This window comes from Planktothrix sp. FACHB-1355, assembly GCF_014748295.1.
Lineage (GTDB): Bacteria > Cyanobacteriota > Cyanobacteriia > Cyanobacteriales > Aerosakkonemataceae > Aerosakkonema > Aerosakkonema funiforme_A.
Window position 1 is genome coordinate 1 of record NZ_JACJUP010000108.1, and the last position, 10,061, is coordinate 10,061.

The following is a 10,061-nucleotide window of genomic DNA, read 5'->3' on the forward strand; positions in this document are numbered from 1 at the left end:
TGCTTCTTTATTTTTAGGTTTAGCTAAATACGAATTGGGAGATGTAGAAGGAGCAATTCGTTCCTGGCAAACAGTTGACCCGCAAGCTTATTACGGTAAAAATGCAGAGCGGATTCAATTAATGCAAATAGCGCTGGCGGTAGCAACCTATGGAAAGGGCGATCGACAAGGTTGTTTGGCAATAATGAATAAGCTCAATCAACCCCATCAATTCTTAATTGAATTTGAGAAGTTGAAAACGCAACTTTGGGGCGATCGCTTGCTGGCAGATACAAAAAAAATGATGCCAGAATTCTTCCCTAACAAAACAATTGAAGCTGACTCTAACGTAAATGCAGTAGCCATTACCCCCGACGGTCAAACTTTAGCGACCGGTCATGATGACAAAACTATCAAATTGTGGCAGGTCAGCACAGGCAAATTGAAAAGCACTCTTACCGGACTTTCTGCTTCAGCTTCTACCTTAGCCATCAGTCCAGACGGTCAAATTTTAGCTGCTGGTAGTAGCGATCGTAGCATCAAATTATGGAACCTTCGCACAGGACAATTGAAAAGCAATCTTACCGGACATTCATCTGACATACTTTCTCTTGTTTTCAGTCCAGATAGTCAAATTTTAGCTAGTGCTGGCGACACGACGGTCAAGCTGTGGGATGTTAGCGCGGGTCAACTTCAAACTACTTTCACGGGCGATAACACGCCCGTTTATGCAGTGGCATTTAGCCCAAACGGTCAAACTTTAGCTAGTGTGAATAGGCGCGGAACTATCAATCTGTGGAACGTCAGGACAAAGCAAATTAATAGTACCATAAATAGTGGTTCTGTCCGCACGATCCCTATATTTTTATTTGTCGGTTTTAGTTCGGACGGTCAAACTATAGTTAGGAGGAAAGGCAATATTATGGAATCTTTAAATATTGGCAACCAACAGGTTATCAGAACTATCGAAAACAACAGCCCTAACTATTTTACCTTTTTGTCAAAAGATGGGAAATATATGATCAGTCAAAATTTTGATAGAACTTTCAAACTTTGGGATGTCGCCACAGGAAAAGTGCAGCGCATCTTTTATGGAAACAGTTACATAAATAATCCGCAGAAGATGACTGCTATCAGTTCGGATGTAAAAACTTTAGCTAGTGCAGTTAACAAGAAAATTTGGCTTTGGAATTTGTCCGATCGCTAAATTTTATATATGTCAAAAATAACGCCATATCAAACATTTTTTTAATTAAGCCAGATGCACCTCCGCCTTCATTACTTAATTGCGATCGCTTCTACTCTGGTGTTTGCTATCCCGGCGACACCGTTGACTCACAATGTCAGTGTCACGGCACAAATTTCTGTCACAAATACAAAAGCGGAAGCAGACCGACTATTTCAACAAGGCGTCGCACAATTTCGTACAGGTGAATTTCAAGCTGCACTGCAAATTTATCAACAAGTTCTCATCATTCGGCAAAATTTTAAAGATAAACTCGGTATTGGCGAAACACTCGACAACATCGGCGAAGTTTACACCAGTCTTGGCGATTACGATAAAGCAATGGAAAATTTGCAGCAAGCTTTAACTATTCGCAAAGAACTTGACGAAAAAGTTGGTATTGGCGAAACACTCAACAATATTGGTTTTGTTTATCGTCAGTTAGGCGATTATCCCAAAGCTTTAGAATTGCATCAACAAGCTTTAGAAATAGCCAAACAAATCGGTAAGCGTGTAGTGGAAGGGGAAGCTTTGCACAATATAGCTGCCCTTGCTGCTGCCCAAGGCGATTATAACAAAGCATTAGAATTATACAAACAAGCTTTAGCAATTCGTCAGGAAGTTGGAGACAAACGCGACGAAGGACGCACGCTGAATAACATCGGCGGCGTTTATTCCAGCTTAGGCGAATACGATCGCGCTTTGCAATACTACCAGCAAGCTTTGGCAATTCGTCGCACTATTAACGATAAAGCTGGCGTGGCGCGTCTCCTCAGCAACATCGGCTTAGTTTATCGTCAATTAAGTCAATATTCGCAAGCGCTAGAATTCTATCAACAAGCTTTACCGATTCTACAAGATATGGGCGATAAAGCCAGCGTTGGTACTACTCTCAACGGCATTGGTGTTATTTATGAAAATTTAGGTCAATACGATAAATCTTTACAAGTATATCAACAATCTTTGGCAATTGCGAAAGAAATTGGCGACAAAGTTGGCATTGGCAACACTTTTGATAACATTGGTGGCATTTCTTACAGTTTGGGTAAGTATCCGCAAGCGCTGCAATATTATCAGCAAGGATTGGCGATTCGTAACGAAATTGGCGATAAAAATGGCGTGGGAAATTCTCTCACCAACTTGGGCGGCGTCGCCTATAATTTAGGTCAATATCCCCAAGCTTTAGAATTTTTGCAGCAAGCATTGGCGATTCGGAAAGAAACGGGAGATAAGGCAGGGGAAGGTCGCGCTTTAGATGCGATCGGCATTATTTACGAAAGTCAAAACCAGTATACCAAAGCAATACAATATTATCAACAAGCTTTAGCAATTTCTCAACAAATTGGCGATAAAGCAGGCGAAGGAGAAGCCCTCAATCATATTGGCGGTATCTATACCAAGTTCCGAAATTATTCGCAAGCACAACAATTTTTGCAACAAGCATTAGCAGTGCGTCAAAAAATTGGTGACAAAGGCGGAAAAGGTCGGACGCTTAACAGTATCGCCAACGTTTATTACAGTCAGCGCAATTATGCCAAAGCATTGGATTTTTTACAACAATCTTTAACAATTCTCCAAGAAATAGGCGACAAAGCGGGCGAAGGAATAGCTTTTAGCAATATCGGTTATCTGTTAGAAAAACAAAATCAGTCAACCTTGGCAATTATTTTCTACAAGCAAGCAGTTAATCTTACCGAATCTATCCGCAAAGATTTAAAATCCCTGTCCATAGAACAGCAGAAATCTTTCACAGATACCGTTGCCGATACCTATCGCAGATTAGCCGATTTGTTACTCAAACAAAATCGCGCTGACGAAGCAAAACAAGTTCTCGATTTGCTGAAAATACAAGAATTAGCCGAATATTTGCGAAACGTCCGGGGAAACGATCGCACAGCGCAAGGCGTCGATTTATTGCCCCAAGAAGCACAAATTTCGGAAAAATATGTTCAAGTCGTGCAATTGGGTAAAGAACTGGCACAATTACGCAGTATACCAGATGTCGATCGCACACCAGCCCAGCAACAGCGAATTGCCGAATTGGAGAGGATCGAACAGCAACAAAAAATAGAATTTAACGAATTTATCCGCAGTCCGGATGTCGTGGCGCTTGTACAAGAATTGAACGAAAAATCAAAAGGCGAAAACCTCAATTTAGCCAATCTCGATCGCGTCCAGCAAAACTTGCAGCAGTTGCCGAAATCATCTGTATTAATTTATCCCCTGATTTTACAAGACCGTTTGGAATTAGTGCTGGTAACGCCTGATTCTGGGCCAATACATCGACCTGTGGCAGTAAAAAGGCAGGAAATAGAAAAGGCGATCGCCCAATTTCGCGAAGCTTTACAAAATCCGAATTCAGATGCTACAATACCAGCAAAGCAATTATATAATTGGCTCATCAAACCAATCGAAAAAGAAATCGCAGACAGCAAAGCGCAAACAATTATCTACGCCCCAGACGCACAACTACGCTATATTCCTTTAGCAGCTCTTAATGATGGCAAACAGTGGCTAGTGCAGCGTTTCGCCATTAACTATATCACCGCCGCAAATCTAACCGATTTCAAACCAAAAATACCCAATAATCCCCGCGTCTTAGCGGGTGCTTTTACCACAGGAAACTACAGCGTTCCGATTGGAAATCGCCAACTTAATTTCGCCGGACTGCCATTTGCAGGTCGCGAAGTAAACAACCTGGCGGCAACAATCAACAACACCATTATATTATTAGATACTGCCTTCAGTCCCGCAGCAGTTCTTCCCCGTCTCAACGATTACAATATTATTCATTTTGCCACTCATGCTGCCTTTGTCACCGGTCAGCCCGAAGAATCTTTTATCCTATTTGGTGATGGCAGTCGCGTCACCCTTCGCGATGTCGAAACTTGGTCATTACCCAATGCAGATTTAGTAGTGCTGAGTGCTTGTGAAACAGGAGTAGGAAAACAATTGGGAAACGGTAAAGAAATACTCGGTTTTGGTTACCAAATGCAACGAATTGGTGCGAAGGCAGCGATTGCCTCATTGTGGTCAATTTCCGATGGCGGTACTCAAGTTTTGATGAATGCTTTTTACGCAGGATTGCAAAAAGAAAACATCACAAAAGCCGAAGCTTTGCGGCAAGCGCAAATCGCTTTAATTACCGGAAACTCGACAGTAGCAGTAAGCGAAGAACAGAGAGGTATTGCCGTCCGCGCAGTCTCTCAGGGTAGTGCGTCGGTAGTTAGCAATCGTCTCAATCATCCCTTTTATTGGGCACCTTTTATTTTAATTGGTAATGGGTTTTAGCCAGCCGATTTGGGATTTTGGATTTTGGATTTTGGATTGGCTATGAATAACAACTCTCGCTGATATCGTAACCGCCAGTGTTAGGACAACTCCGACTCTTACCTCTAACCTTCCATCCCATACTCCGTAACCCTTTTCCCTCTTCCCTAGCCCCTAGTCCCTCGGCTTAGTTTGGTCATTTCAAACAAATGTGTGGCATTATTTCCTTGAAAAGCATCAAAAAGCACCTTCTGTCCGGAACCAATTTCTACCAAAAAACGCTCGGCAATTTCATAATAAGCATAAGTCCAAGGAATGCTTATCAATTCACCACTGGTATCATCTCGCACAGTCACCATTTCGGTTACAGCTTGAGTTGCGGTCTGACGCAAACCTATTTCAAGAGTGCCTTCAATCTCGGCTTTCATCGGTACGCCGCGTTCTGATAAACCACGGACAGTAGTTTCAATATCCGGGTATCTATCTGTGTTCTGACGGTTGACATAGCCGGTAAAGTGGTTGACCGCGTATCCGTGCAGGAGTACCCAAGCACCATACTGAGTTACTTTATTTACTGCTTCCACGCTCGATCGCACAGGTGGTTGCCAAGGGCGATCGAACACATTTTCCAATTCATTTACAATTAGCTCAACATCTGCTTTTTCTAGCTCGGATAAGTTCGGATAAATGCTAGAATTAATTGAGCTAACTGTTTGATAGATTTGTTGTGATATTTCATCCGGTAACTCATCCACAATCAACTCGCTGATAAACAATTTCGGCAAATCAAATTCCTCTTGTTCCGGATGGCGATAGTGACGCGCATACAAATGCTTATCGGCAAAAACATATTCCCCCGCCGCCGAATACCCCAAGCTTTCCACAATGCGTTCTAAATAAGGAATTCCCAAGTTAACACCATTAACATTCAGACCCAAAGAACGAAAAGCAATGTGGTCATTTGCCACAACACCGCCCGCTTCGGTTATCATCTGCTGGTAAACTTTTGCGTAACTGACTCTAGCGCTATATTTTTCCCAGAGTTTATGCCACAAATTGCGAGTAACTTCAATATTTGACATATGATTAAAAGTAAATTTTCAACGCAAAGGAACGCAAAGGTAAACGCAGAGGAACGCAGAGTATTGGTATCGCTAAATTTTGCTCTTATCCTTCACCTCTTCTTGGCGCACTTTGCGATTACCTCTGCGTTCCTTTGCGTTTAAATTAGATCTCTGCCAACAAGTCGGCGAGAATCTGCAAAGCAACCTGAATTTGGTTGCTGTCGATAACTAAAGGCGGACAAAAACGAATCGCCGCTTTTCCGCAACCTAACAGCAACAAGCCTTTGTAGAAAGCATCATCTACAATTTTATCTCTTAATTTGGCATCTAGGTTACCTTCCTCATCAAGGAGATCGATCGCCACCATCAAACCTTTTCCTCTGGGCGGCGAAACTCGCTTAAAACGCTGCGATAATTGAGTTAAACCTGCTTGCAATAACTCTCCCATTCTGCTGGCATTATCCATCAGTTCGGTTTCCAACAATCGCAAGGTAACGTTAGCAGCTGCACAAGCAACCGGATTGCCGCCAAATGTGGTAGCGTGAGAACCGGGAGGCCATGTCATTAATTCGGGTCGCGCTAAAATTGCACCTAATGGCAAACCGCTGGCGATACCTTTGGCTAAAGTAATGATATCCGGCATTACTCCCCAATGTTCGATCGCAAATAATTTCCCGGTGCGACCCATGCCCGATTGCACTTCATCCACTACCATGAGAATATTGTAGCGATCGCATATTTTTCTAATCCTCTCTAAAAAGCCATCTTCCGGCACAATATAACCGCCTTCTCCTTGAATCGGTTCTACCACAATTGCCGCAATTTCTGTAGCTGGTAAAACAGTAGTAAAAAGCTGATGTTCCAGATAATCTAAACTTTCGTGAGTGCCGTAAGGAATATGAGTTACACCAGGTAACAAAGGGCCGAAATTTTTGCGCTGCACAACTTTGGAACCGGTGAGAGACATTGCCCCATATGTACGTCCGTGAAATGCTCCCAAAAAGGCTACTATTAAGGAGCGTCCGGTATAATATCGAGCTAATTTAATCGCCCCTTCGTTCGATTCAGCACCAGAGTTAGTAAAAAATACTTTCGCACTATTAGGAAAAGGCGCACGCGCTGCCAATTTTTCTGCCAATTCTACCATCGGTTCGTAGTAAAAATCAGTACCCGACATATGAATAAGATTGGCCGATTGTGCTTGAATTGCACGTACAACTTCTGGGTGCGCGTGTCCGGTATTCGTAACAGCAATTCCGGCGGTTAAATCTAAAAACACATTGCCATCCACATCCTCTAACATACAACCTTCCCCGCGATCGGCTACTAACGGGTAACCACGGGTGTAGGATGGGGAAGTGACGGCGCGATCGCGTTCCACCAAAGCGCGAGCGCGTGGCCCAGGTAACGGGGTGACAAGACGCGGAATGCGGGGTAAAGTACGATCGGTTGAAATAGTAAGCATTTTCACTCAACATTTTTGGATAAGAGAATCAACGATTTATCGCTTTTGTCTGTAACTTCTGTTTCCATATCTATAATTCCCCGATCCGAAATTTAAAATTTAATTAACTGAAGGCGATCGACACAACCAAAATAGTGTTAAGTTTTGTAAAATAGTTAGTTGTATCTGTTTCTCCTCGCTTGAGGAATAAATTGATTAATGCCTATGTCCTCGCCAAAAACCCAGTTTCCCGAATCCGTTCCAGTCGCGACCCCATCTCAATCCTCTCCATCCTGGCAAATCGAGCTGCTGTACGACGGAGAATGTCCGTTGTGCGTGAGAGAAGTCAATTTCTTGCAGAAACAAGACGCGGGTCGAGGTCTGGTAAAGTTTACCGACATCGCCGACAGCAGCTACACCCCGGAAGAACATGGCGGCGTGGACTTTGAAACGGCGATGGGACGAATTCATGCTGTACTTCCCGACGGTACTGTCATCAAAAATGTGGAAGTTTTTCGTCGCGTCTACGAGATTTTGGGGATGGGATGGATTTATGCGGCGACCGGGTGGCCCATTATTGGTGCGATCGTCGATCGGCTGTATGGAATTTGGGCTGACTGGCGGCTTAAATTGACCGGAAGACCCGACTTAGCAACAATTGTAGCTCAGCGCCACCAGCGCCTTGAGTGCCAGACAGAAGGGCGTTGTAGACTGAACGAAGATGAGAATTAATTTTAGCCATGCGATCGGCAATTTTTAATCGGGAAATAAATTTTCGTCAAGGGTTTGTGCGGGGGTAAAAGGCGATTCGCTAGGTAAAGTATCTGAAGTTAATTCCATCTCCATCTCAACAATTTTCTTAGCGTCTTGATAGGTTTGAGCAAATTCTTCTAGCAATAACGAACTTAAACTAGGGCTGCTTGCCAAAATTTGCTCCAGGCGGATGCGATGTTCTGTAATCGTAGCACGCCATTCATCAAGACGCTGTTTAGGAAAGTATTGGTACTTTAATAAATGCTGCATAACGGCCAAAAGACTCTCATCTAATTCCCGTTTTTTCCATCTGCCTAAACTCTCAATTTCATCGATTAAATTTTCAGTATCTAGCTCAGAAAACTTGCCCTCGCGCAGTAACCTAGCAGTTTCTTCAATCCATAAGTAAAAGTCGCGATCGTATAGGTTGCTAACATTGCTATTTTTATAGCTTACCGCCATAAGATTAATCCTCAGCTTCGGGTAAAAAATCCGGATTCAGGCTCTCTTCAAGAGTAAATGGAGAATTCACAGGAAAGGTTTCAACTGGCAGTCTTGTTTCATCTTTTGCTTGCTCTCTGGCGTTTTGGTAGCAGCTATCAAAAATAGTTTCTAAATATGGCCTTAAACTGGGGCTATCGTCTAATTCTCGATTTAATCTGCGCCGATGCTCTCGCATACTTCCCTCCCAACTACCAGAACGTTTTTCTGGCTGATATTTGTATTTAAGTAGGTGGAGCAAAACCACAACCAAGTTACTTTCAACTGCCCGCTTTTCACGCTTTCCCATCTCTTCAATTTCGAGGAGCAAATTTTTTACATCTAAATCTGCAAATCTGCCTTGGCGCAAGATTTTAGCAATTTCTTCTGTCCATAAATAGTAATCGCGATCGTAAAGGTTGGCAGTTTCATTTTTTGACTGAGATACCGTCATATCGCAATGCCTCTTATAAGTTATATTACAACTTAACTAACTTAATTATTCGGGAAAGAAATTTTCGTCAAGAATTTGTGCGGGGGTAAAAGGCGACTCGTTAGGAAACGTATGTAGCGGCAATTCTGTTTCCTCAGCAGCTTGTTTTCTGGCTTTCTGATAAGCTTTATCAAAAATTTCGAGAAAATACTCTCTCAGACTGGGACTCTCCTCAAAGGCATCTTCCAAGCGAATGCGATGTTCTACGATCGTGTGACGCCAACTTTTGGAACGTTTTTGTGACTGATATTTGTACTTTAATAAGTGCATCAAAAGGACGCGCAAATTACTTAGCAATGCCCGCTTTTGGCTACCGCTCATATCTTCAACTTCTTCGATCAGGTGTTCCAAATCGATTTGGCCAAATTTCCCAGCCTGCAAAAGTTTTGCCGTTTCCTCTGCCCACAAACAAAAGTCGCGATCGTAAAGATTGGCGGTTGGATTTTCCGACTGAGATACCGTCATCTCGCAATACCTCTGACAAATTATTTAATAAACATCTCCAAAAATTCTTGTGGGGTAGGCATCCTGCCTGCCGAGAGAGATTCTTTTGGAGGAGATGCCTAATGATTATCGATTTGAGCGCGTTGCAAACGACCGGAAAAATCTACATAAACACTCTTCCATTCCGAAAACACATCCAAAGCAGCAGTCCCCGCCTCCCGATGTCCGTTACCCGTTTGCTTGACACCACCAAAAGGTAAATGCACTTCCGCACCAATCGTTGGGCCATTAATATAAGTAATTCCCGCCTCGATATCGCGCATTGCTTGGAAAGCGCGGTTGACATCGCGAGTATAAATCGATGAAGATAAACCGTAAGGCGTGTCGTTGAGTATTTTTATCGCTTCTTCAAAGGAATTAACTTCAATTAAAGATACGACAGGGCCGAAAATTTCTTCGCGGGCAACGCGCATATCTGGAGTAACATTATCCAGAATCGTCGGCTCAAAGAAAAAACCATATTTTAAATCTCCCATATTGGCTATCTTGCCACCGATTAACACCTTTGCTTTCTCAAAATGAGCCACTTCTAAATAACCGCTAACTCGCTGAAGCTGAGCGACATTCACCAAAGGCCCAACATTCGTATTCGGGTCAATACCAGCACCGAGACGCAACTTGGCAGTCCGCTCTACGAACATCGAAGTAAACTTATCTTTGATATCCCGATGTAAAAGCAGGCGACTTGTAGCTGTACAGCGCTGACCGGTTGTACCGAATGCTCCCCAAACAGCACCTTCCAAAGCTAATTCTAAATCCGCATCATCCATCACAATTTGGGCATTTTTGCCGCCCAATTCCAAGCAAACTCGCTTGTGAGTTCGCCCGCAAGTAGCCCCAATTTCTGCA

9 protein-coding genes are annotated in these 10,061 nt (G+C 43.2%); 3 read left to right on the top strand and 6 right to left on the bottom strand.

The annotated features are described in order from the left end of the window. The coding region (locus H6S82_RS07585) for a WD40 repeat domain-containing protein (RefSeq protein ID WP_191056123.1) at positions 1 to 1,186 on the top strand (1,186 nt) is incomplete at its 5' end. 54 nt (positions 1,187 to 1,240) lie between these two features. Beyond that, positions 1,241 to 4,495, top strand: coding sequence for a tetratricopeptide repeat protein (locus H6S82_RS07590; protein ID WP_190464219.1), 3,255 nt, complete (start codon positions 1,241 to 1,243; stop codon positions 4,493 to 4,495). Between the two features lie 146 nt (positions 4,496 to 4,641). Here H6S82_RS07590 and H6S82_RS07595 read toward each other — a convergent pair whose 3' ends face one another. Together H6S82_RS07595 and H6S82_RS07600 are read right to left on the bottom strand one after the other, a co-directional pair. Continuing rightward, a complete protein-coding gene (locus H6S82_RS07595) occupies positions 4,642 to 5,556 on the bottom strand; it encodes a DUF1338 domain-containing protein (protein WP_190464222.1) in 915 nt (304 codons plus the stop codon). A 145-nt stretch (positions 5,557 to 5,701) separates the two neighbouring features. Then, the gene (locus H6S82_RS07600; protein WP_190464223.1) at positions 5,702 to 7,003 is read right to left on the bottom strand and encodes an acetyl ornithine aminotransferase family protein; all 1,302 of its coding nucleotides are present in this window, start codon (positions 7,001 to 7,003) and stop codon (positions 5,702 to 5,704) included. A gap of 204 nt (positions 7,004 to 7,207) precedes the next feature. Between H6S82_RS07600 and H6S82_RS07605 the strand changes: the two genes are divergently transcribed. After that, positions 7,208 to 7,714 (top strand): DCC1-like thiol-disulfide oxidoreductase family protein, encoded by a 507-nt coding sequence (locus H6S82_RS07605; RefSeq protein ID WP_190464224.1) that lies wholly within the window; start codon positions 7,208 to 7,210, stop codon positions 7,712 to 7,714. A gap of 24 nt (positions 7,715 to 7,738) precedes the next feature. Here the strand turns inward: H6S82_RS07605 and H6S82_RS07610 are convergent, their stop codons facing one another. The 4 genes from H6S82_RS07610 to H6S82_RS07625 all read right to left on the bottom strand — a co-directional run. Next, positions 7,739 to 8,197, bottom strand: coding sequence for a DUF29 domain-containing protein (locus tag H6S82_RS07610; protein ID WP_190464225.1), 459 nt, complete (start codon positions 8,195 to 8,197; stop codon positions 7,739 to 7,741). A 4-nt stretch (positions 8,198 to 8,201) separates the two neighbouring features. Continuing rightward, positions 8,202 to 8,669, bottom strand: coding sequence for a DUF29 domain-containing protein (locus tag H6S82_RS07615; protein ID WP_190464226.1), 468 nt, complete (start codon positions 8,667 to 8,669; stop codon positions 8,202 to 8,204). A gap of 45 nt (positions 8,670 to 8,714) precedes the next feature. Then, positions 8,715 to 9,173, bottom strand: a complete 459-nt coding sequence (locus H6S82_RS07620) for a DUF29 domain-containing protein (protein ID WP_190464227.1) — start codon at positions 9,171 to 9,173, stop codon at positions 8,715 to 8,717. 98 nt (positions 9,174 to 9,271) lie between these two features. Continuing rightward, a partial coding sequence (locus tag H6S82_RS07625; protein WP_191056124.1) for an aldehyde dehydrogenase family protein occupies positions 9,272 to 10,061 on the bottom strand: 790 nt, incomplete at its 5' end.

Bases quoted from the DNA above. Each gene is read 5' to 3' on its own strand.
- H6S82_RS07590 (WP_190464219.1), top strand. From the start codon at position 1,241: ATGCACCTCCGCCTTCATTACTTAATTGCGATCGCTTCTACTCTGGTG.
- H6S82_RS07610 (WP_190464225.1), bottom strand. From the start codon at position 8,197: ATGGCGGTAAGCTATAAAAATAGCAATGTTAGCAACCTATACGATCGC.
- H6S82_RS07605 (WP_190464224.1), top strand. From the start codon at position 7,208: ATGTCCTCGCCAAAAACCCAGTTTCCCGAATCCGTTCCAGTCGCGACC.
- H6S82_RS07595 (WP_190464222.1), bottom strand. From the start codon at position 5,556: ATGTCAAATATTGAAGTTACTCGCAATTTGTGGCATAAACTCTGGGAA.
- H6S82_RS07620 (WP_190464227.1), bottom strand. From the start codon at position 9,173: ATGACGGTATCTCAGTCGGAAAATCCAACCGCCAATCTTTACGATCGC.
- H6S82_RS07600 (WP_190464223.1), bottom strand. From the start codon at position 7,003: ATGCTTACTATTTCAACCGATCGTACTTTACCCCGCATTCCGCGTCTT.
- H6S82_RS07615 (WP_190464226.1), bottom strand. From the start codon at position 8,669: ATGACGGTATCTCAGTCAAAAAATGAAACTGCCAACCTTTACGATCGC.